Origin of the sequence: Kitasatospora hibisci (assembly GCF_043950205.1) — a bacterium.
In the GTDB taxonomy this organism is placed as follows: Bacteria; Actinomycetota; Actinomycetes; order Streptomycetales; family Streptomycetaceae; genus Kitasatospora; species Kitasatospora hibisci.
The window spans coordinates 306943-326771 of the sequence record NZ_CP171642.1; the positions used below are offsets into that span (position 1 = coordinate 306943).

A 19829-nucleotide genomic window follows, 5' to 3' on the forward strand; every position below is an offset into this window, starting at 1 on the left:
GGCCGCCGACCGGGCGATCGCCCAGGCCAAGGCCACCGGAAAGCCCGTGTCCGTGCCGGAGCTGACGGACGAGTACAGCGAGACGGTGGCCACCCCCGAGGGCCATCTCTCCCGCGCCCAGCACCCCGAGCAACAGCGGATCAAGCAGCAGGACGGCACCTGGGCCGCCCTCGACGCCAGGCTCGTCGCCGACCCGACCGGCGGCTACCACCCCAAGGCGGCCGGTTCCGGTGTCCGCCTGTCCGGTGGCAGCAGCGGCCCGCTCGGCACGCTGACCAGCCCCGGCGGCGAGACTCTTTCGATCGACTCGCCGTTCCCACTCACCGAGCCGACCATCGACGAGGACGGCGACGCTTCTGGTCTACCCCGAGGTCGCCCCCGGCATCGACCTGAAGGTCACCGCCGACAAGTTCGGCGGCCTCACCGTCCTGATCGTCAAGACCGCGGAAGCCGCCCCAGAACCCCCAGCTCAAGACGGTCCGCTTCGGCACCAGCGGCCAGGGGGTCACCGTCCAGGCCGACGGCACCGGCAACCTCACCGCCACCGGCAAGGACGGCACCGTCCGCTGGCACGCCCCCGTCCCTCGCATGTGGGACAGCTCCGGCACCGCCGCCACGCCGACAGCCTCCGCGGCACCCGTCGGCAAGTGGTCGCGGCCGCGCAGGCCGCATCGACCGATGCCGGAGGCCAGCCGCAGACCGGCGTGCCCGCCAAATCCGACAAGGCCAGCAGCGCGGACGGGCCCGGCATCGGTGCACGGGTCGCGGCCATGCCGACCAGGGCCACCGGCAACGCCATCGAGCTGACCACCGACGGCTCGGTGCTCGGCAAGGGCCAGGGACCGTGGTTCATCGACCCGGGCTGGATCTACGACTCCCGCAGCGGCAACGCCTGGACCTGGACCCAGCAGGCCTACCCGAACACGCCGCGCTACGGGCAGACGACCACCAACACCAACGACCAGTACGCCCACCCCGGTGTCGGCTACCAGGGCTTCCAGACCGTCAAGGGCATCGAGCGGTCCTACTTCCAGATCGACACCCGCGGATTCGCCGGCGCGGTCATCAACAAGGCCACCATGTCGGTCTGGGAGTACGAGTCCTCGGACTTCTCCTGCACCACCACCTACCCGGTCGACCTCTACCCTCACCGGGCCGATCGACGACCGGACCACCTGGAACAACTCGCCCGTCACAGTGGGCAACCGGCTCGGCCGCGCCGATGTCGCCGGCTCCGGCGCCACCGGCTGCTACGACAACGTCGAGTTCAAGTACGACGTCACGTCGATCTACCAGGAGCGGGCGGCAACGCACGAGAACCTGACCTTCGGCCTGTTCGCCCCCGACGAGTCCAACCGGATGGCCTTCAAGCGGCTCGACTACAGGCCGGTGGTCGTCGTTGAGTACGACCGTGCCCCGGAGACTCCGACCAACACCTATGTGGCCGCCGCCGGCCACGGCGTCACCCTGGGCCGAGAACCAGGGCTGCGACGGATCCTCGGTCGGCTGGATGAGCGCGGGCAGCAACTTCAACGGCGCGGTCTCTCTGAACGCCACCGTGCGCAGCCCCGTGCAGAACTCCCTGTACTCGTGGTCGAAGATCTGGGACTACAGCCTGCCGGGTGCGCCCGTCGTCGATTCCGGGCAGTCCGGTCTGGTGGGCAACGGCGGCAACGCCGCCTTCCAGGTGCGCTCCGACGTGATCAAGGACGGCCACGTCTACGGCTGGGGTCCGTGGCCACGGACGGCTACACGTCCTCCGGGTACGCGCCGGCGTGCCGGTTCGGGGTGGACCTCACCCCGCCGAGCCTCTCGGTCCCGGACGTCTACACGACGCTTCCCGAAGCCGAACTCGCCGACCGCTTCCCGCCCTCGGGCAACGGGCAGGTGACCAGGAAGAAGGTCGGGGAGTGGGGCACCGTCCCGTTCACCGCGGTCGACACCGCGCCGAGCGGCGGTACGCCCTCAGGTGTGATGTGTGCGCGCTGGTCCTGGGATCCCCAGCTCTCGGGCGCCCAGTGGCAGTGCGGCTCGTCCCTTCCCCAAGGGGGTGTGAGCGTCCTGCCGGGCCGGTGGGGCACCAACATCGTGTACCTGCAGGTGATGGACAACGCCCGCAACGTCTCGCCGGTCGCGCAGTACGCGTTCTACGTGCCGTGGAATCCGGACGGCCCGCCGCCGGTGTTCGGCGACGTCACGGGTGACGGGGCGCCGGACATCGTGACTCCCGACCAGGCAGGTGATCTGCGCGCCTATGCCGTGGCCGGTAACCCGCTCGCCAAGGGCCCGGCCGTCTCCCTCGTGGCCAAGCGCGAGGACTCGCCGACCGGCCAGGGTTGGGGCAACATCCAGTTCGCCCACCGCGGCACGTTCACCGGTGGCAACAACATCGACGACATCGTCGCCCACGCCCCGGGGGACAAGGACCTCTGGATTTACGGCAACCCCGGCAACACCGGTTACTACGGCCGTGTCGACTCCAAGACCCTCCTGCAGAAGCCGAAATGCGTTCCGACGGCCACCGAGGACTGCTCCTGGCGGACCGCAGCCGGTTACAACGCCGCCGACTGGTCCACCACCTTGCGCGTGGCCGCCCTCGGTGACCCGGTCAGCACGGACCTCGACTACCGGTTGAAGTTCAAGAACCAGAGCGGCCTGCTCACGGTCGAGAGCATCAACAACGGCACCGACGCCGCCCTTTGGTACTACCCGACTGTCTCGAACAACACCCTGGGCAAGCCCGTCCGCCTGGCCGCCGCCGGATGGAAGGACAAGGAGCTCATCTCCCCTGGCGACTGGGCCAAGCAGGGCCACCCCGGCCTGTGGACCCGCAACCTGGAGGCGGCCGCGGATGGCGGCAAGGGGGGCACTGCTTGCCCGCGCCTTCACCACCGGCACCGTGACGGCCACGGACAGCAACGGAAGGCCCGTGAAGGACGCTAGCGGAAACGTCGTCACCGTCCCCACCCTGACCGGGATCTCCGGCGCCTCCGTCATCGGCTCCGTCTCCCCCGACACCTGGCCGGTCCTCGGCTCCGACGGGGACATCACCGGCAAGGGCTCCCCGGTCTGTGGGGCAAGCGCGGCAACGGTCAGATCGACATCTGGTGGGGCGAGGCCACCGACCCCGGCACCGCCAATGCCTCCTTCACCTGGCAGGCCGGGCCCGCGCCCGCCGCCGACACCTCGGTGAACCCGCTCTGGTACGCCCTGGACGGCGCCACCGCCGTCGACAGCAACGCCTCCAACGCGCTCTACCCGAACACCTTCACCCACCACCGACCACAACGGCGCGGCCGGCAAGGCCACCGCCCTGGACGGCAACACCCTCTACCGCACCACCAACCAGCCCGGCATCGACGCCAGTCGAGCTTCACCGTCGCCGCCTGGGTCAAGCTCAACAACACCGGCGGCTACCAGACCGTCCTCTCCAGGCCGGCAACGAGCGCAGCCCGTTCTACCTGCAGTACTCCCCGGCGTACGGCAGGTGGGTGTTCAACCTGGCCTCCTCCGACCAGCTGCGCCCCGCCGCCTACTACACGGCCGTGGACGGCGAGCAGCCGCAGGTCGGCGCCTGGACCCACCTCGTGGGCACCTACAGCCAGGACACCCAGGCTGCGACGCTGTACGTCAACGGGCGGGCGGCCGGCTCGGCGAAGGTTCCCTCCAGCTGGAAGGCGACCGGCAGCCTGAACATCGGCGGCGAGACCACCACCCGCTACCCCGGGCCGACGCCCGGCTGAACGGCGCGATCGGCGACGTGCGGGTCTACCCGTACGCGTTCACCGACCAGCAGGCCAACACCCTGGCCACGGCCGGGTCCAGCGTCCAGATCCGCAGCGTCTTCAACACCAACAAGTGCCTCGACAACTTCGGCGGCACCGTCGGCACGTCGGTGGCGCTGTTCAACTGCTGGAACGGCGAGGCGCAGCTTCACCCTGACCACCAACAACAAGATCAAGATCGCGGGCGCGGACCGCTGTGTCGCCACCAACGACAAGCCGGCGGGCAACGGCACCAAGGTGTCCTTCCAGTCCTGTGCCAACGACGACGCCCAGACCTGGGTGCGCCGTTTCGACGGGACGCTCTACAACCCGGTCTCCGACAAGTGCCTGGAGCTGCCCGGTTGGGCGGACGCCAACGGCACCGCGCTCGGGGTGTGGGCCTGCACCGGCAATGCGAACCAGCGGTGGCTGGTGCGTGCGCAGGTGAGCTGAACCGGCGGCGGCTCGGCGCGGTTCGCGGCCGAGCCGCCGTACAACTGGAATGCCGTGGCCTCCCCTGGACTTGTGGTCCGGTGGGAGGTCGCGGCGTTTCGGCGGAGGAGAGGCCGGAGTTGAGTGACTGTCAGAGATGGTGCATGGTGCGGTGTTGTCCGTCCAGAGCCAGTTGACGGGCGTGTACTGCTTCTTCAGTGCGGTGCGCTCGCGTCCGTAGGACTTCAGGGCGGCCTCGACCTCCGGGGCGAGGCCGTCGAGGTCCTGGGCCGGGATGCGCAGCAGCAGGTGTTGCTTGCGGTGGGCGAGGAGGAGTTCGCCGGCGGGGGTGCACTCCAGCAGGGTGAAGTGGACGAGGGCTTGAACGGCTTGTCGGCGGTGGGCATCCGGGCGCGCAGTTCGCCGTCGGCGCTCCAGGCGTAGAGGCCGTAGCGGTTGAGGTGGAAGGCGCGGGCGCGGTGGGGGTCGGCGACGACGGTGAAGTCGAAGCGGGTGAACGGGCTGTCCTCGCGCAGGTGCAGGCCGCCGAGGCGGCCGCGCAGCGTGCCGTGGTCGTCGAGGAGGGCGAAGCTGAACTGCTGTCCGCGGTTGCTGGAGCGGTAGATCTTGCCGAGACGGGGACGACGAACAGGTCGTCGCCGAGCGCGGCGGGGCGGGTCATCGTGGAGTCTTCGTAGCCGTAGAGGCTGCCGCTGGTGCCGGTGAGTTCGGACGGGGCCTCGGTCAGGTGAAGGTGTGGGCCGGTTGGCGCGCAGCACCGGGGCGTCGCCGTGGCGCACGTGGGGGTGGGCGTCGGTGTCGCTCTGGCGGTCGGCGCGTGCGTCGAGGGGTGGCGATGGCGCGCAGCTCGGGTTTGCGGCCCGGGGTGAGGGTGGTGGCGGGTTCGGAGAGGGCGACGATGTTGGGGTGGGCGCCGGCCCAGTGGCTGAGCTTGTACTCGGAGGTCATGCAGAGCAGCCGGCCGGCGGGGGTGACGGCGATGGAGGCGGCGAACGGGTCGTGGCCGGGGTCGTGCTGTTTGTCCCGGCCCCAGGGCATCGGCCAGGAGACCAAGACGTGGTCCAGGTCGGGGGTGAGGAGGTGGGTGCTGCCGGGTTTGGAGCTGAGGGCGAGCGTACCGTCGGGCAGGACGGCGAGGGTCGGCCCGTCGCCCTCCGGGATGGCGGTCGGGATGGCGCCCGGTGGGGCCTGGCCGAAGACGGCGGTGGCGGTGGGCGTCCCGTCGGGGGCGTAGCGGGTGATCATCTGGTGGCCCGCGTGTCCGCGGTAGCGGCGCAGGGCGGCCGGGACGTAGGTGTCGCCGGCTGCTGTGGCCACCGCGTGGTGGGTGGTGAGTGCCCAGTCATCGGCTTCGGGGTCGAGGTGGTGGAGGTCCGGCGGGGACGCGGGGGCGGTGATCGGCAGTGTCATGATCGACATCTTCTCCGCCGTCGCCGACGGGCGTGGGCCGGGGCCGTGCTACCTGCTCGGGCTGCGCGGGGCGGGTGGGGGTGGGGAAGATAACGAGAAGCGAACGTTTGGCCGCTCGGGGCCGTCCGGGTCGCCGCCTGGCACTGTCGGCGAGGCACCATGGGCGGCCCGCCGTCCCTTCCGTCCGTCGTCTCTCGTCTGCAGGAACACCATGCCCGTCGTGCCCGCCATTCCCAGTGCGTTCGTCCTCGCCTCCGTGCTCGCCGGGGCGGGCCTGCTCGCGGGCTGTGCGGACGGCGGCGGTGCGGCGGCCGGTCGGCCGGCGGCGGTGTCGGCCCCGGCGGCGGTGTCGTCGGCGTCGGCCTCGGTGGGCCCGTCCGCTTCGGCTCCGGCCGCCACCGCGACCGTCCTTCTCCCGCCCTCGCCGTCGGCCCCCGACAGCGCGGCCGCGCGGACCGAGGCCGCCACGCTGGCCATCCCGTCCGTGCGATCCGCCTGGCCGGGCTGTCGGTGGTCCCCTACCGGGGCACCACCGACGACGGTCCCGGCACGGATCCAGAACCGTGGTGTGGCCGCGAGCCCCTACGGCGAGCAGGGCGGCGTCGGGCCGGGCGAGGTGGGCAGCTACCTGGTCACCGCCCACCGCCTGTCGGCCGGCGGCCCGCTGCGGGACCTGCCCTCCGTGCACGAGGGCGACGTCGTGCTGGTGACGGCGGGCGGCACCGAGTACGAGTACGTGATCACGGGGACCAGGAGCACGTCGTTCCGCTCCCCCGGGTCGCTGGCCGAGCAGCGCGCCGCCGTCCCGGGTCGGCCGGGCGAGAGCGCCGTCCAGGCGATGATCACCATCTCGACGTGCGCCACTCCCGAGGACAACGCCGCGGGCAACCGCTGGCGTGACGCGAACGCAACCCGGAGCACCGCATCGACAAGGTCAAGGCGTCCTGCGCGCCACCCGCCCCGCGGCCTGAGCCCCGGGGCCGAGGCCCGGGGCGCAGCTGCGGCTGTGGGTTCAGGCCGCGTCGAGGCCGTCGGCGGCGAGGGGACGTCGCCGGTGGTCTTGCTGTAGCCGAGGATTCGACGATCAATCCGTTGCGGACGGTGGTGAGGTTGACGCCGCGGACGGAGTCGGTGGGGCCGTCGCCGAAGCGGTAGCGCCAGCGGACGGTGGCGTGTTCGCCGGAGATGAGGACGTTCTCCGGCTCGAAGCGGGTGGTGCGGTCGTCGGCGAGGGCCTGCCAGAACTCCAGGCAGGCGGTGCGGCCTTCGTAGCGGGCGCCGTCGGGGGCGGGCTGGTTGGCCTCCATCACGCAGTCGTCGGCGATCAGGTCGGTGAGCAGGGAGGCGTCGTGCTCGGTGAAGGCGCGGTTGAAGCGGTCGATGACCTCGGCCGTGGTGCGGAACGACATGCCGGAACCCCTCGAAGTGGAACGGTTGGTCTATCTGCCGTGAACCATATAGACCGGTTGATCTACTCGTCAACCGGTGGCGAACATCCGCCATGACCACCACACGCACACGCCACGCGCCGGGGCCCCGCGAGCGCCTCCTGGAGGCCGCCCAGCAGCTCACCTACAGCCAGGGCGTCGGCGTGGGGGTCGACGCCCACTGAAGGGCGCCAACGTGGCCCGGCGCTCGCTCTACGAGCACTTCGGCGGCAAGGACGGGCTGATCGCCGAGGTCCTGCGGCGCAGTGCCGAGGCGGACGAGGCCGCCTACGTGCGGACCATGGCGGCGGCCGGCGAGGACCCGCGGGCGCGGCTGCTGGCCGTGTTCGACGGGATCGGCGAGGTCATCGCGCGGGAGGACTTCCGCGGCTGCCGCTACCTGGCGGCCGACCTCGCCCTCACCGATCCCGAGCATCCCGGGCACGCCGTGACCCGCGAGTACCGGGTGCGGGTGACCGGGCTGTTGGAGCACGAGCTGGCCGCGCTCGGGCATCCGCGGCCCGCGGCCGCCGCCGATCAGCTCCTGCTGCTCATCGACGGCGCCCTGGCGGCCGGGGCGACCCGTCCGGCCACGGATCCGGCGCCGGCCGCCCGCCGGCTCGCGGAGCTGGTCCTCGCCGAATAGCCGGGCCCGGTCTCGGGGGCGGTCGGGTCACCGGCTGCCCTGCTGCGGTCGGGTCACCGCCTCGCCGGCCGCCTCGGCCGGGGCGGGGACGGCGTGTTCCGCGGCGCGGCTGACGGCCTCCACTGCGCCCAGGTGTCCATGCGGGTGCGGGCGATGTCGAACGCGAGGTCGTAGACCATGCTGCCCAGCAGCAGGCGCAGCGGCGGTTCGTCGCTGTCGACGAGCGTGAGCAGGGCGGCTGCGGCGAGGGGTCGCTGTCGACCGAGCCGTCGGCGAACTGTTTGGCGAGTTCCTCCCGCAGCGGGGTGTAGGCGTCGAGGGGGCGGTGGTGCGCATGGCGGTGTAGAGGTCGGTCCAGTAGCCGCCGGGCTGGATCATGCTGACCTTGACGCCGAAGCCGGCCGCTTCCCTGGCGAGTGCTTCGCTGAGGCCTTCCAGGGCGAACTTGCTGGCGCTGTAGAGGCCGGTGCTGGGGAAGCCGCCGAGGGCGGCGATGCTGGAGACCTGGACGAGGTGGCCGTGGCCCTGGTCGCGCAGGACGGGCAGGACGGCCTGGCTGACCCAGAGCGCGCCGAAGAAGTTGACGTCGAGTTGGGCGCGGGCCTCGGCCTCGGTGAACTCCTCGACCATGCCCATGGAGAGCGTCCCGGCGTTGTTGACGACGACGTCGAGTCGTCCAGTGGTCGGGCGCGCACGGCGGCGAAGGCAGCGTCGCGGTCGGTGACGTCCACCTGCAGGGCAGGACCCGTCGGGGTGGGCGGTGGCGAGGATCCAGCAGGGCCCGGGTGCGTGCGGCGGCGGCGACGCGGTCGCCGGCGGCCAGCGGCCTCGGTGAAGCGCGCGGGCGCGGCTGGCGCCGGTGACGAGCCAGACGCGGCTGGTGGTGTCGGCCGGGGTGTTCGGTGCGGTGCTCCTGTTCGGGGGAGGGGACGGGTTCGTGGGCGGGCCGGCGGCCGGTCGGCTGCGGCGGGCGTTCCGGACGGCTCGGTGAGGACGCCGTCGAGGGTGAGGTGGCGACGATCGCGCCGACGAGCGCGCCGAGGCGATGGCGAGGGTGTAGACGGAGGTGTTCAGGGCGGTGGCCGCCTCGGCGGAGCCGGGACGGCCTTGAGGATCCAGGTCTGGACGCCGACCGGTACGCCGCCGAAGGCCAGTCCCCGGCACAGCAGCAGGGTCCCGCCGGCGGGGTGCGGCCGGCGAGGGGGACGGCGAGGACCGCGGTCAGCACGGCACCGACGGTGGGGACACGCGGACGTTGCTTCAGGCCGCGCCGGCGAGGAAGTGCCGAGGATGCCGGCCGCGCCGAAGCCGAGCAGGAGCGGCCGATCGCGCCCTCGCCGATCCCGCTGACGTCCTGGAGGACGGGGCTGACGCAGTGAACGCGGCGAAGTGACCGCCCACCGGGAGGAACGTGGCGAGGCGCGCACCACCAGGGGGGTGGCCGAACTGCTGCGCCAGCGCGCGCAGCCGGACGGCCTGCCGGGCGGGCAGGGTGGGCAGCAGCAGGAGCAGGGCGGCGAGTACGAGCGCCCAGCGCGCCGGCGGCGGCGAAGGCCGTGCGCCAGTCGGCGAGGCCGCCGATCAGCGTGCCGGCCGGCACGCCGAGGACGTTGGCGGCGGTCGCACCGCCGAAAGACGACCGAGACGGCGCGCGGGACGAGGCGCTCGGGCTCCGCACGGCCACGCCCGCGGCGAGGGCCAGAAGCCGCCGATGCTGATGCCGACGAGGAAGCGCGAACCCAGCAGGACGGTGAAGTCGGGGCCGGCGCGCAGAGCGCGTTGGCGAGCACCATCAGCGCGACCAGGGCGACCAGGGCGATCCGGCGGTCCAGGCGTCCCATCACCACCGGCAGCAGGGGCGCGGTGACGACGGCGACCAGGCCGGGGACGGTCACCATCAAAGCGGCGGTCCCCTCAAAAACGTGGAGGTCCCCGCCGACGAAGGGCAGCAGCCCGACGGGCAGCGATTCGACGGTCACCAGGGCGAACGTCCCGACCGCCATCGCGACGACGGCGAGCCGGCGCCTGAGCGGCAGCGGAGCGTCGGCGGTGGAGGTGGCGGGCACTGCCGGGGTGCCGGTCATGGTCGCGGGTGGGCTCCGGTCTGCGGGGCTCGGGCCGCCGCGGGTGCGGCGCCGGGGTGGACGGCGGCCGGGGTGCGGCCACGGGATGGTGGCGCTGCGGGCGGGCGCTCCGGCCACGGCCGACGCAGGCCCGTTTGCGCGCTGACGATCCTTCAGCCGTCCGGGGTGATCATCAACGCCGACATCCGCAGGATCCGAGAACCCAGGCTTATGACGGGGTGCGGTGACGCACGGCCGGGGGTGCTCGGCGGCGCAGCAGGCCGCGCCGGATCCGGCCGATGGCGTGTCAGGGCCGGTTCCGCGGCCGAGCGCCCCGGGCCCGTGCGACTCCACAGCGTCCTGCGCCCCCTGGGCGTCCGCCCTGCACCACCCGGGCGGTGCGCGGGTGCGGGGCGGTGCGCGGGTGCGGGTGCGGGTGCGGGTGCGGTGCTGCCCGGCGGGGCGGCGCACGCGAGGCCTCCAGGAGTGGGACGACGTCGTAGGCCCGCAGACCGCCGGCAACGTCGAGGTGGCGCTTCGGCCCGCCGCTTCCCCGGCAGGAGGCGCCGTCGGGTAGAGCGCCTCCGCGGCACGGACGATTTCCGCGCCGGATTTCCCGGGATGTGCCCCGACATTCCTCGCAGCGGCCGGCGGGACCACCGGGACCACTCCCCCGCCCTTCTCCGGATTTCGGTGGCGGGAACTTCCGCCCGATGTCAAGGAATCGCTTGGGGATGTCAAGGGACGTCAAGATCTAAAGATCTTTCAAGGTTGGCGCGGGGGAACGTCAAGACCGGGAGATCACGGGAGTTGGGGGCTTTGACGGCTGTTACCGTGCTGGCATGGACATCTTTCCGCTGCCCCGATTCGGTCTCGTCGTGCCCCCGGAGAACCTATTGCGGAGCCCGAGTACCACAGCTATCTCGTCCCCGAGATGAATGTGTACACCACGCGTTTCCCGGTGACCGCGGAATTCAACCGGGAAACGATGGAGATAATACAACGAGGTGCTGGCGCAGGTGCTCGCGACGTTCGGGCAGTTGCGGCTGGACGCGACGGTGGTGGCGTGCAACGCCTCGCACTACCTGCTGGACCCGGACGGGGACCGCGACTTCGTCGCCGAGCTGTCGCAGCGGTTCGGTTCGCCGGTGACCTCCTCCACGCGGGCGATCGTGGACCTGTGCGAGGCGCTGGGGACGTCGAACCTGACGCTGATCTCCCCGTACGCGCCGTGGCTGACCGAACTGTCCCGCGACTACTGGGAGAAGGCCGGCGTGACGGTCGAGCGGATCGTCTGCACCCCGTCCGCGGTGGACGAGGCCGGTCAGGACGTGGGGTTCAACCCGAAAACGACCGAGACGATCCGGCAGCGGATCATGCCGAGGCGGAGGTGGCGGACGACGCGACGGTGCTGTTCACCGGCACCGGCATGCACACCCTGCGCGCCGCGACCAGCTCGCCGGCGCGAACCCCTCGCGCACGCTCATCACCTCCAACCTCGCCTCGGCATGGTGGGCCCGGCGCACCGCGGGCCTGTCCGGCTTCGCCGCGGCGCACCCGCTGGTGCAGCGGCTGGAGCGCGAACTGGCCGCCCGCTGGGGCTGTTCGCCGCCCGCTGTTCTTCATCGTCCGTCTGTGAGCGCACCTTTCAAGGAGGGGCCGACCGTGGCCGCCAACAGCGAAGCACCAACGCCCGATTCGCCCGACGCCCTGGTGGCCGTGGTCAGCGGCGGCGCGTCCGGGATCGGGGCGGCCGCCGCGGCCGCGCTGATCGCCCAGGGCGTGCACGTGGCCGCCCTGGACCTCAACCCCGACGAGGTCGCCGCCCCGGCCGTCGGCATCGCCTGCGACGTGTCCGACGACGCGTCGGTGCGCGCCGCGGTCGGCAGGTCGTCCAGCGCTTCCTCGCATCGACGTCGTCGTCAACAACGCCGGCATCGCCGCCCAGGGCGGTATCGACGACAACGACGACGCGGAGTGGCTGCGCGTGCTGAACGTGAACGTCGTCGGCATGGTACGCCTGGCCCGCGCGGCCCTGCCCCATCTGCGCAAGTCGCCGGCGGCGGCGATCGTCAACACCTGCTCGATCTTCGCGTGGACCGGGGTGCCCAAGCGCACCCTCTACTCCGCCTCCAAGGGCGCCGTCTACTCGCTGACGCTGGCGATGGCCGCCGACCACGCCCGCGAGGGCATCCGGGTCAACGCGGTCGCCCCGGCGCGGTCGACACGCCGTGGATCACGCGCGTGCTGGCGATGGCCCCGGACCCGCAGGCGGCGCGGGCGGCCCTGGACGACCGGCACCCCATCGGACGCCTGACGCGGCCCGAGGAGGTCGGCGAGGCCATCGCCTACCTGGCCGCCTCGGCCACCGGCACCACCGGGACGGTCCTGTCCGTCGACGGCGGGGGCATCCACACCCTGCGCCTGTAACCCCCCCGCCCTGTGCTGCGCTGTGCCGCCCCGTCCCTGTTTCGGCCCTGCTCCGCCCCCGCCCCTACTGCGGCGCCCCTCCCCGGGCGCCCCTCTCCCCGGGCGCTTCCAGCGCTGCGGCGGCCCCCGTGACGGCCGGACCGCCCGACGGTCCCGGAAAGCCCTCAACCAGCCCAGAATCCAGTCAAGTTGACAACACCACCTCGCTCCCGGCGATGCGGCGGGGAGCACGGCCCCTTGCGGCGCTGCGGCCGCTCGCCCGGTCCGCGGACCGCCCGTCCCGACCCCGCGCCCACACGGACTTGACCCTCACATTAATGGAAAGGTTTCAGCATCCCATCATGAGGAGCACCGAGCCGTCCGTCGGCACCGCCACCCCCGCACCCCGTCCCCGAGGCACCGGGCACCACCGGTGCGCCTGACACCGTAGGCGCTTCGCCCGCCGAGGGCCAGAAGCTGCCGATGGCGGCACTGCTCGCGCTGGCCGTCGCCGTGTTCATCACCAGCCTCACCGAGACGCTGCCCGCCGGGCTGCTGCCCGAGATGAGCTCGCACACCAGCGAGTCGGCCGCCGGGCAGACGGTGACCATCTACGCGCTGGGCACGGTGCTGACGACGATCCCGCTGTCCGCGGCCACCGCCGGCTGGTCGCGCAAGCGCCTGCTGCTGGCCGCCATGGGCGGCTTCGCGGTCGCCAACACCGTGACCGTCGTGTCGTCGAACTACCCGCTCACCCTGGCCGCCCGCTTCCTCGCCGGTGTCGCCGCGGGCCTGGCCTGGGCGCTGCTGGCCGGCTACGCCCGGCGCATGGTCGCCCCCGCGCTGGAGGGGCGGGCGATCGCGATCGCGATGGCCGGCATCCCCCTCGCCCTGTCGGTCGGGGTGCCGGCGGGTACGTTCCTGGGCCGGGTCGCGTCCTGGCAGATGGCGTTCCTCGTGATGACCGTGCTGACCGTGCTGCTGCTGGTGTGGATCACGGCCATCGTGCCCGACTACCCCGGGCAGGAGCGCGGCGGCAAGATCCCCGTGCGCAGCACGCTGAAGGTGCCGGGGGTGACGGCGGTGCTGTTCGTGATGCTGGTCTTCGTGCTGGCGCACACCATCCTCTACGCGTACATCGCCTCCTTCCTCGACCACGTGGGGATGGGCGACCGGACGGACGCGGTGCTGCTGGTGTTCGGTGTCGCGTGTCTGGTGAGCATCTGGGTGGTGGGCACCTACATCCAGGGGCACCTGCGGAGCCTGACGGTCGCGAGCACGCTGCTGGTCGGTGTCGCGGTCGCGGTCCTGGGCGCGTTCTCGGGCACCCACGCGCTGGTGTACGTGCGGCCGCGCTGGGGGCTGGGCTGGGGCGGTGTGCCGACGCTGCTGCAGACGGCCGCCGGTCAGGCGGGCGGGGACGCGGCGGACGCGGCGCAGGCGATCCTGGTGGTGCTGTGGAACGTGGCGATGGCCGGTGGCGGCATCATCGGCGGCCTGCTGCTGAACTCCTCCGGCGCCGGACCGCTGCCGTGGACGGTGTTCGGCCTGCTGGTGCCGGTCCTGGCCGTGGTGGTCGCGGCGCGGGTGCACGGCTTCCCCGGCCGGCGCGCACTCGACGCTGGCTGACGGACGCCGGGCCGGCGTGGCCCTGACGTCGGGTCACACGCGCGGCCCGCAGGGGCCGCCACAGCATCCCGGGCGGGGCGGCGGTGAGGGCCGAAGAGGCCCTCGCCGCCGCCCCGCGCGGCTTCGCCGCGTCGTCCCCCGGCGAAGCGCCGGATGCGGGACCGGATGCCGGGTGCGGGTGCCGGGTGCCGGGTGCGGGTGCCGGGTGCCGGGACCGGGTGCCGGGTGCGGGTGCCGGGACCGGGTGCCGGGTGCGGTCAGTGGCGTGTGGCGCGCCGGTACGCCTGCCGGGTGGCGTCCGGGGAGCAGGCGCAGCCGGCCGGTGGGCAGCGGGTGGCCGTTGGCGGTGGCCCAGGCGTGGGCGGCGTCGAAGTCGGGGTCCTCGGTGGTCATGTCGGGGTGCCCATGACCGCGTAGGCCGGCAGCAGGGCCTGGGTGAGCAGGGTCTGCGGCAGGTCCAGTCGAAGCGCTGTTCGACGACGGCGAGGGTGCGGCGGTTGCGCGCCGTGTAGTGCTCGCCGTCGGGGCGTCGGCGGTGTTCCCCTCGGGGTCCAGGATGCCGGCGGCGACGAGGTCGGGCAGCAGCAGGTCGGGCTCCTCGCCCAGCGGGTGCTCTCCTCGCCGAGGCCGAAGCCGCAGACGTGGCGCGGTCGCGGGCGTAGCAGACGAGGGCGGGCGGATGTTCCCTGACCGGGGTGTAGTGGACGACCTCGGCCCCGCCGCGGAGATCTCCTCCAGGCGCTCGGACCCGGTGGAGTCACCGTACTCGAAGGCGAACGCCCACCCGGCGTGCTCGCCGATGCGGACGATTCCGTCGCCCCTGTTCCCGGGCCGGTAGATCGTCATGTCCAGTTGCAGCACCTCGGCGTCGGTGAGCGGCTCGGTCCCCGCCCCGGGCTGTGCGCCCATGCGCGTAGCGCCAGCTCCTGCGCGTCGATACCGCGGGCCATCGCCACGCCGGACAGGTAGCCCGTTTCGCCGCCCTCGGGCAGCCATCGGATTCCGTCGCCCACGACGTCTTCCCTCCTTGTGCCGTATCGCAGCACTCCTGCGGTGTGTGTGCCGACTGTAGGGGGCGGCGCCGACACCCGGGTGGGGGTGCACGGTCGGGGCGGGGGTGTTGGGCGGGGGCGGTACGGCCCGGCCGGTGTCGGCGCGCGCCGCGGGCAGGGTTTGCGGCGGGCCCCTCGGTGCCCGGGGGGGTGGGCAGGGGGCGGGATCGGGGGGTCGCGGTTGCGGGCGTGGCTGCGGGCCGCCGGTGGTGCCGGCACCGGGGCCTGCCCAGGGGCCTGTCCCGGGGCCTGCCCAGGGGGCCTGTCCGGGGGCCTGTGCGGGGGCCTGCCCAGGGGCCTGCCCAGGGGCCTGTGCGGGGCCTGCCCAGGGGGCCTGCCCAGGGGCCTGTGCGGGGGCCTGTCCGAGGTCTGTGCGGCCGGCCGGGGTGCGGCGAGGCTCCCCCGGGGGTCGGGTGGGTCGCACGCCTCGCTGACTGCCGGGAGCCTCGTTCGCTGCGATCCGTCACCCCGGGGAAGGGTGACGGATCGCCGTCAGGTGGTGTAGCCGCCGTCGACTGCGAGGGCGGTGCCGGTGATGTAGTTCCCGCCGGGGCCGGCGAGGAAGGCGACGGCGTTGGCGATGTCCTCGGCCTTGCCGTAGCTGCCCAGGGCGGTGAGGCCGCGCTGGAAGTCGGCGGTGTCGCCGTCGGCCATGTCGGTGTCGATCGGGCCCGGGTCGACGGTGGTGACGAATGCCCTGCGGCCGAGCTCGCGGGCCAGGGAGTTGGTCAGGCCCACCAGGGCGGCCTTGGCGGTGGCCTGGAGGACGAAGTTGCCGCCCGGCACGCGGCCGTTGAAGCAGGAGCCGACGCTGATGATGCGTCCGCCCTGGCCGAGGTGGGGGCGGCGGCCTGGGCGGCCAGGATGATCGAGGTGACGTCGACGGCGAGGACGCGGTCGATGTCCTGCGCGGTGACCTCGCTGAGCGGGCCGTAGGCGAGGAAGCCGGCGTTGTTGACGAGGATGTCGATGCCGCCGAGCTCGCGCACGGTCTGCTCCACGGCCTGGGCCGCGGTGGCGGGCCGGGTCAGGTCGGCCTGGATGACCAGGGCCGTGCCGCCGTCCGCCTCGATCTGCTTGGCGACCTCGCGGGCCTGCTCCTCGGCGTTGACGTAGGTGACGGCCACGGACGCCCCCGCCTCGGCCAGGCGCTTGGCGATCGCCGCGCCGATGCCGCGGCTGCCGCCGGTCACCAGGGCCACCTTGCCGGTCAGGTCACTCATCGCACTACCTCCATGAGACGGCTTGCTGTTCGTCATGACGGGATACTGAAACCTTTCCATTAATGTGAGGGTCAAGCCGGGGTCGGACCGGCCTGGCCGGCAGGGCCGGCGGGTGGTTCGAAAGGGGCCCGTGTGCGGCGCCGGCCGCTCGGCCGAGGGCCCGGTGCGGGGCCCGGTGCGGTGGCTGGGGCGGCTGCGGCGATGCCGCGGTTCAGGGCCGTACGCAGGTGCGCGGCGAGCAGCCGCAGCCGCGGGCCCGCGCCTTCGGGCCCCGGGTGCCCGGGGCCGGGTTCGGGTTCGGGGGTCACCTGGCGGGGGCGTGCCCGGTCACAGGGACGAGGTGGTGCCGCCGAACTGGAGCGGATTGGACAGGACGACGCCGTGGCTGGCGATGTCGATGACGATGTGGTCGCCGTCGGTGAGGTGGAAGCCGTCGTGGAAGCTGGACAGGTCGGCGCCGGTGAGGACGTAGTTGACCAGGCCGGGGCGGCGCAGGGCGGGGAAGGAGAAGGCGCGGTCGACGAGGTCGTCGACGCGGAACCACAGGGCGTCGGCGCCGCAGTCGAACTTGCCTTCCCAGGCGGGCCGTCCGTCGCGCTCGATGGTGACGCGGCCGGTGGCGGCGCGCGGCTCGCCGAGGAAGAGGTGGGGCGAGAACGCGGTGTCGCAGAGCTTGCCGGAGGCGGTGTAGCCGGGGTCGATGCGGTGCAGGCCGATGTCGCACAGGTCGTTGCCGAAGGTGTAGCCGGCGTAGTGCGGGACGCCCTGGTCGTCGTTGACGTAGACGAGGGCCATTTCGGCTTCCTCGATGATGACGACGGGCTCGGCGGGGACGACCAGGGGTTGGCCGGGCATGCGCGCCAGGAGCCGAGGCCCTTGAAGAACCACTTGGGCACGGGGCTGGTCGTTGTAGCCGACGATGGCTTCGGACTTGGCCTTGTGGGTGCCGAGGAAGCCGCTGACGAGGGCCTGGCCGCCGGCGGTGGTGGGCAGCAGCGGGGGCAGGGCTGGATCGGGGTCGCCGGCGGTGACGGTGAGGGTCTCGGCGGCGTCGACGAGGGCGGTGACGGCCTGGGGGCCGGCGTCGGTGAGAAGGCGGCGCGCAGGGCGCCGTCGGCGACGTGGTGGAGGTCTGGGGCTCGCCGGGGGTGGGGATGCCGAGGCTGACGTAGCGCCGGCCGCGGTAGGTGTATTCGCTGACGATGACGGACATGGGGCGTGAACCTCCGCGGTTGGGTCGGGAATCGGGGGCGGGCAAAGGGGGTTGCGGGGGTGGGGCTGCGGCTCAGGCGGGGGCGGGGGCGGGGGTGGGGGTCGCCTGGGCGGGGGTGTCGTGGTGGGGGACGGGGTTGCCGGTGAGGTCGGTGAGGACGTCGGCGAGGCGGTCGAGGGCGGCCTTGATCCAGGGCAGTTCGAGGGGGCTGCGGTGGTGAGGGCGGCGTTCTGCTCGGCTTCGGTCGTGCCGTAGATCTGGCTGGTGGCGGTGCGCACGCGCAGCAGGTCGTCGCTGTCGCCGAACGCGGTGCCGGGCAGCAGGCCGACGCCGTGGTGCTGGGCGAAGTGGGTGGCGAGCTGGGTGGCGCCGGTGATGCCGTGGGCGGCGTGCAGGTGTTCGCGCAGCGGTTCGAAGCTCGGGTAGAGGTAGCAGGTGGAGCGGACGGGTTCGACCTGGGCGCCGGCTGCGGTGAAGTGGCGGGCGGCCTGGCGGACCACGCTCTCGTGCAGGCGGCGGGCGGCGGCGACGTAGGCGAGGATCTCGGGCGGCTCGGTGAGGGCGTAGGCGGCGGCGTCCTGGACGGGGGCGGTGGTGGAGGACCAGAGCTGGCTGGCGACGGCGGTCAGCCGGGTGTGGAGTGCGCGTCCGAGGGCGCTGTCGGGCAGGTGGGCGATGCCGGTGCGCCAGCCGCCGACGGCGAGGTTCTTGGTGAGGCCGGTGGTGACGACGGTGCGTTCGGGGGCGTGGGCGGCCGGGGAGACGGCGGGGCCGGCGGGGGTGTCGTAGACGAGGTCGCAGTAGATCTCGTCGGAGACGATGACCAGGTCGAGGTCGCGGGCGGCCTGGGCGAGGCGGTGCAGGGTGTCGGGGTGGGCGATGGTGCCGGTGGGGTTGTCCGGGAGGGTGACGACGACGCTGCGGGGTTGCGTCCGGTGGCGCGGGCGGTGGTGACGGCCTCGCGCAGGGCGTCGGGGTCGGGGACGCCGCCCTGGCCGGGCAGGGTGGGGACGTTCGGGGGCCGGGCGCCGGCCATGCGGGCCTGGGTGGCGTAGCTGACCCAGCTGGGGACGGGGACGACGACGTCGCCGCCGATGGCGAGCATGAGGGCGAACAGCAGGGGCTTGCTGCCGGGGCCGCAGACCACGAGGTCCGGGTCGGTGGGCAGGTTGCGGCGCCTCCAGTAGCCGGCGGCGGCTTCGCGCAGGGCGGGGCTGCCGGCGACGGGGCCGTAGGTGTTGCGGTGGGCGGCGGCGGCGAGGCGTTCGCGCAGTTCGGGCAGGACGGGCAGCCCGATCTCTCCGCTGGCCAGGAGAGGACCTGTTCGCCGGCACGGCGGCGGCGGGCCATCTCGGCGTCGGCGGCCAGGGTCGCCGACATGGTCACCGGCACGGGTTCGGGCATGGTGGGCTCCAGGTGGTCGGGCTCGGGCGGCCGGGGCCGGGCGGCGCAGCGCGTCAGGGCAACAGCGATGCGGTGCCGCACAGTTCGGTGCGGTGCAGGGCAGTTCGGGGTGGTGCCGGGTAGTTCGGGGTGGTGCCGGGTAGTTCGGGGTGGTGCCGGGTAGTTCGGTGCGGTGCCGGGTAGTTCGGTGCGGTGCCGGGTGCGGTGCGGTGCCGGGTAGTTCGGGGCGGTGCCGGGGCCCCGGCCCGGGGGGGCGGGCCGGGGGGGCGGGCCGGGCGCGGAGCGGGCCGGGGCGGCCGGCCCGCTCCGGGGGCGGCGGGGGCAGTCGGTGCCCTCGCCCGCGGGGGTCAGGTCGCTGCGGTGGCGTAGAGCTTGCGCAGTTCGACCTTGCGGACCTTGCCGGTGAGGGTCTTGGGCAGGGCCGGGGTGACCTCCAGGCGCTCGGGCAGGAAGCGGGCGTCCTGTCCGGCGTCGCGCAGGTGGGTGCGCAGTTCCTCCAGGGTGGGAGGGTGTCCCCGCTGGCGACGACGACCGCGAGGATGGGATCGTCGATGTGGCCGGTGGGGCCGACGATCGCAGCCTCGGTGACCTTGGGGTGGCCGGCGATGACCGCTTCGAGTTCGGCCATCGGCAGGACGATGCCGTCGCGCATGATGGCGTCCTTGGCTCGGCCCAGGACGCGGATGCCGCCGCGGCCGTCCTCGCGGGCCACGTCCCCGGTGTCGAACCAGCCGTCGCCGGTCAGTTCGGCGGCGAAGACGTCCTGGCGCTTGTAGTAGCCGAGTGCCTGGGAGGCGCCGCGGCGCGCAGGCGCCCGACCGAGGCCGCTGGCTGGGGTCGTTGCAGTTGTCGATGCGGATCTCCATCGAGTCGATCGGTCCGCCGTGGCTGTGGGCGGCCCAGTCCTGGTTGTAGTCCAGGCGGGTGATGGTGACCGGTCCGAACTCCGACATCCCCCACAGTGAGTAGGTGCGTGCGCCCAGGGTCTCGCGCAGCTCGTCGACGAGGCCCTGCAGCACGGGGGCGGCGCCGATGACGACGTGGCGCAGGGAGGACACGTCGTGGGGGTCGGTGCGCTGGGCGGCGGCGACCTGGGTGAGGGTGGGGGCGGCCCGTAGAGGAGGGTGGCGCGGTAG

General features: G+C 73.2%; 14 protein-coding genes and 4 pseudogenes. 8 read left to right on the forward strand and 10 right to left on the reverse strand.

Annotation, left to right across the window (positions count from 1 at the left end; genetic code table 11):
• Nucleotides 1-704 precede the first annotated feature (704 nt).
• Together ACF9IK_RS01455 and ACF9IK_RS01460 are read left to right on the forward strand one after the other, a co-directional pair.
• Nucleotides 705-1403, forward strand: a complete 699-nt coding sequence (locus tag ACF9IK_RS01455) for a hypothetical protein (RefSeq protein WP_395292406.1) — start codon at nucleotides 705-707, stop codon at nucleotides 1401-1403.
• Nucleotides 1404-1734: 331 nt separating this feature from the next.
• Nucleotides 1735-2943, forward strand: coding sequence for a hypothetical protein (locus tag ACF9IK_RS01460; RefSeq protein WP_395292407.1), 1209 nt, complete (start codon nucleotides 1735-1737; stop codon nucleotides 2941-2943).
• Nucleotides 2944-3092: 149 nt separating this feature from the next.
• Here the strand turns inward: ACF9IK_RS01460 and ACF9IK_RS01465 are convergent, their stop codons facing one another.
• Nucleotides 3093-3248: a hypothetical protein gene (locus tag ACF9IK_RS01465; protein ID WP_395298790.1), complete on the reverse strand. Its 156-nt coding sequence runs from the start codon at nucleotides 3246-3248 to the stop codon at nucleotides 3093-3095.
• Between the two features lie 138 nt (nucleotides 3249-3386).
• Here ACF9IK_RS01465 and ACF9IK_RS01470 point away from each other — a divergent pair, with 138 nt between their 5' ends.
• Nucleotides 3387-3743 carry a LamG-like jellyroll fold domain-containing protein gene (locus tag ACF9IK_RS01470; protein WP_395298435.1) on the forward strand — a complete coding sequence of 119 codons (357 nt, stop codon included), beginning with the start codon at nucleotides 3387-3389 and terminating at the stop codon, nucleotides 3741-3743.
• 25 nt (nucleotides 3744-3768) lie between these two features.
• Here ACF9IK_RS01470 and ACF9IK_RS01475 read toward each other — a convergent pair whose 3' ends face one another.
• Nucleotides 3769-3909: a hypothetical protein gene (locus ACF9IK_RS01475; RefSeq protein WP_395292408.1), complete on the reverse strand. Its 141-nt coding sequence runs from the start codon at nucleotides 3907-3909 to the stop codon at nucleotides 3769-3771.
• Nucleotides 3910-3938: 29 nt separating this feature from the next.
• Here ACF9IK_RS01475 and ACF9IK_RS01480 point away from each other — a divergent pair, with 29 nt between their 5' ends.
• A complete protein-coding gene (locus ACF9IK_RS01480; protein ID WP_395298436.1) occupies nucleotides 3939-4217 on the forward strand; it encodes an RICIN domain-containing protein in 279 nt (92 codons plus the stop codon).
• A gap of 224 nt (nucleotides 4218-4441) precedes the next feature.
• Here ACF9IK_RS01480 and ACF9IK_RS01485 read toward each other — a convergent pair whose 3' ends face one another.
• Both ACF9IK_RS01485 and ACF9IK_RS01490 read right to left on the reverse strand, forming a co-directional pair.
• Nucleotides 4442-4975 (reverse strand): hypothetical protein, encoded by a 534-nt coding sequence (locus tag ACF9IK_RS01485; protein WP_395292409.1) that lies wholly within the window; start codon nucleotides 4973-4975, stop codon nucleotides 4442-4444.
• The gene (locus ACF9IK_RS01490) at nucleotides 4941-5627 is read right to left on the reverse strand and encodes a hypothetical protein (RefSeq protein ID WP_395292410.1); all 687 of its coding nucleotides are present in this window, start codon (nucleotides 5625-5627) and stop codon (nucleotides 4941-4943) included. The genes ACF9IK_RS01485 and ACF9IK_RS01490 overlap by 35 nt, the downstream gene beginning before the upstream one ends.
• A 211-nt stretch (nucleotides 5628-5838) precedes the next feature.
• On the opposite strand from ACF9IK_RS01490, the pseudogene ACF9IK_RS01495 reads away from it, so the two are divergent.
• A pseudogene (locus ACF9IK_RS01495) lies at nucleotides 5839-6444 on the forward strand (sortase domain-containing protein); the annotation flags it as partial.
• A 25-nt stretch (nucleotides 6445-6469) separates the two neighbouring features.
• Here ACF9IK_RS01495 and ACF9IK_RS01500 read toward each other — a convergent pair.
• On the reverse strand, nucleotides 6470-7036 hold the full coding sequence (locus ACF9IK_RS01500) for a nuclear transport factor 2 family protein (protein ID WP_395292411.1): 567 nt from the start codon (nucleotides 7034-7036) through the stop codon (nucleotides 6470-6472).
• Between the two features lie 214 nt (nucleotides 7037-7250).
• Here ACF9IK_RS01500 and ACF9IK_RS01505 point away from each other — a divergent pair, with 214 nt between their 5' ends.
• Complete coding sequence (locus ACF9IK_RS01505; RefSeq protein ID WP_395292412.1) at nucleotides 7251-7700, forward strand: TetR family transcriptional regulator; 450 nt, start codon at nucleotides 7251-7253, stop codon at nucleotides 7698-7700.
• A gap of 27 nt (nucleotides 7701-7727) precedes the next feature.
• On the opposite strand, the gene ACF9IK_RS01510 is transcribed toward ACF9IK_RS01505, so the two are convergent.
• Nucleotides 7728-8336 (reverse strand): SDR family NAD(P)-dependent oxidoreductase, encoded by a 609-nt coding sequence (locus tag ACF9IK_RS01510; protein WP_395292413.1) that lies wholly within the window; start codon nucleotides 8334-8336, stop codon nucleotides 7728-7730.
• 3092 nt (nucleotides 8337-11428) lie between these two features.
• Here ACF9IK_RS01510 and ACF9IK_RS01515 point away from each other — a divergent pair.
• Both ACF9IK_RS01515 and ACF9IK_RS01520 read left to right on the forward strand, forming a co-directional pair.
• Nucleotides 11429-12193, forward strand: a pseudogene (locus tag ACF9IK_RS01515) (SDR family NAD(P)-dependent oxidoreductase).
• Between the two features lie 462 nt (nucleotides 12194-12655).
• Entirely contained in the window at nucleotides 12656-13801 is a 1146-nt protein-coding gene (locus ACF9IK_RS01520; protein ID WP_395292414.1) for an MFS transporter, read from the forward strand.
• 1544 nt (nucleotides 13802-15345) lie between these two features.
• Here ACF9IK_RS01520 and ACF9IK_RS01525 read toward each other — a convergent pair.
• From ACF9IK_RS01525 to ACF9IK_RS01540, 4 genes and pseudogenes are all read right to left on the reverse strand, one after another.
• Nucleotides 15346-16136 (reverse strand): annotated as a pseudogene (locus ACF9IK_RS01525) (SDR family NAD(P)-dependent oxidoreductase).
• 267 nt (nucleotides 16137-16403) lie between these two features.
• On the reverse strand, nucleotides 16404-18353 hold the full coding sequence (locus ACF9IK_RS01530) for an aminotransferase class I/II-fold pyridoxal phosphate-dependent enzyme (RefSeq protein WP_395298437.1): 1950 nt from the start codon (nucleotides 18351-18353) through the stop codon (nucleotides 16404-16406).
• Nucleotides 18290-19018: pseudogene (locus ACF9IK_RS01535) on the reverse strand (aminotransferase class I/II-fold pyridoxal phosphate-dependent enzyme); the annotation flags it as partial. The pseudogene ACF9IK_RS01535 and the gene ACF9IK_RS01530, both read right to left, overlap by 64 nt.
• 22 nt (nucleotides 19019-19040) lie before the next feature.
• On the reverse strand, nucleotides 19041-19751 hold the full coding sequence (locus ACF9IK_RS01540; protein WP_395292415.1) for an AMP-binding protein: 711 nt from the start codon (nucleotides 19749-19751) through the stop codon (nucleotides 19041-19043).
• Nucleotides 19752-19829 lie beyond the last annotated feature (78 nt).